General features: G+C 57.9%; 3 protein-coding genes. 1 reads left to right on the top strand and 2 read right to left on the bottom strand.

All coding sequences use genetic code 11. From position 1 onward, the window contains the following. Together ASG46_RS21335 and ASG46_RS21330 are read right to left on the bottom strand one after the other, a co-directional pair. On the bottom strand, nt 1-202 hold a 202-nt coding region (locus ASG46_RS21335; RefSeq protein ID WP_235562228.1), incomplete at its 3' end, for a hypothetical protein. Between the two features lie 13 nt (nt 203-215). Further along, nucleotides 216-503 carry a hypothetical protein gene (locus ASG46_RS21330; protein WP_235562227.1) on the bottom strand — a complete coding sequence of 96 codons (288 nt, stop codon included), beginning with the start codon at nt 501-503 and terminating at the stop codon, nt 216-218. Between the two features lie 194 nt (nt 504-697). Here ASG46_RS21330 and ASG46_RS21325 point away from each other — a divergent pair. After that, nucleotides 698-1,200, top strand: a 503-nt coding sequence (locus tag ASG46_RS21325) for a hypothetical protein (protein ID WP_235562226.1), incomplete at its 3' end; no start/stop codon positions are given.

Below are 1,200 nucleotides of genomic sequence, written 5' to 3'. Positions count from 1 at the left end.
CTACTGGTGCTACAGGTATCACAGGTGCTACCGGTCCGACTGGGGTCACTGGTAGCACAGGTTCAACTGGAGCTACTGGGGCCACGGGTATCACAGGTKCAACCGGTCCGACTGGTGCWACTGGTGCTACAGGAATTACAGGTTCAACCGGATCTACTGGGGCCACTGGAATCACGGGTGCAACTGGAGCTACTGGTGCCACGGGTATCACAGGTTCAACCTACTGGTGCTACAGGAATTACAGGTTCAACCGGATCTACTGGGGCCACTGGAATCACGGGTGCAACTGGAGCTACTGGTGCCACGGGTATCACAGGTTCAACCGGACCTACTGGTGCTACAGGTATCACAGGTTCAACCGGATCTACTGGGGCCACGGGTATCACAGGTGCAACCGGTCCGACTGGTGCTACAGGAATTACAGGTTCAACCGGACCTACTGGGGCCACTGGTGTGACGGGCAGCACTGGACCAACTGGTCCGACTGGAGCTACGGGAATCACAGGTAGCTACAGGAATTACAGGTTCAACCGGTCCGACTGGTGCTACWGGTATCACAGGTTCAACCGGTCCGACTGGGGCCACTGGAATCACGGGTGCAACTGGAGCTACTGGTGCCACGGGTATCACAGGTGCAACCGGTCCGACTGGTGCTACTGGTATCACAGGTKCAACCGGACCTACTGGGGCCACTGGTGTGACGGGCAGCACTGGACCAACTGGTCCGACTGGWGCTACGGGAATCACAGGTTCAACCGGTCCGACTGGTGCTACTGGTATCACAGGTTCAACCGGTCCGACTGGTGCTACTGGTATCACGGGTGCAACTGGAGCTACTGGTGCTACAGGAATTACAGGTKCAACCGGTCCGACTGGTGCTACAGGTATCACAGGTGCTACCGGTCCGACTGGGGTCACTGGTAGCACAGGTTCAACTGGAGCTACTGGGGCCACTGGAATCACAGGTTCAACCGGAGCTACTGGTGCTACTGGTATCACAGGTKCAACCGGACCTACTGGGGCCACGGGTATCACAGGTTCAACCGGATCTACTGGGGCCACTGGAATCACGGGTGCAACTGGAGCTACTGGGGCCACKGGTATCACAGGTTCAACCGGASCTACTGGGGCCACTGGAATCACGGGTGCAACTGGAGCTACTGGGGCCACGGGTATCACAGGTTCAACCGGAGCTACTGG

The organism is Bacillus sp. Leaf49 (genome assembly GCF_001426125.1).
GTDB classification, from domain to species: Bacteria; Bacillota; Bacilli; order Bacillales; family Bacillaceae; genus Bacillus; species Bacillus altitudinis.
This window is presented reverse-complemented; position numbering and strand designations above follow the sequence as displayed.